Source organism: Kitasatospora nipponensis, assembly GCF_039528135.1.
Lineage (GTDB): Bacteria > Actinomycetota > Actinomycetes > Streptomycetales > Streptomycetaceae > Kitasatospora > Kitasatospora nipponensis.
On the sequence record NZ_BAAALF010001142.1, the window covers coordinates 254 to 523 of the forward strand.

The window sequence follows — 270 nt, forward strand, 5'->3', positions numbered from 1 at the left end:
GGAACTGCATCTTCGACCGCGTCTGCCAGGGCATCCGCCCGGGCCGGGGCGAGTCGGACGGCTGCTGCACGCTCGGCGCGCACTACTCCGACGAGGACGACGAGCAGCGGGTGATCGGCCACGCCGCCCGGCTGACCCCGGAGATCTGGGAGAACCACGCGCACGGCACCGACGCCAAGGGCCGGATCAAGGTCGACGGCGGCATCACCATGCTCGGCGAGGACGGCGACCGCCAGACCCGCCGGGTCAACGGCGCCTGCGTCTTCCTGA

1 protein-coding gene is annotated in these 270 nt (G+C 72.2%); it reads left to right on the forward strand.

What is annotated here, in order from left to right; all coding sequences use genetic code 11:
* On the forward strand, positions 1-270 hold a 270-nt coding region (locus ABD323_RS45320; protein ID WP_486327199.1), incomplete at both ends, for a DUF3109 family protein.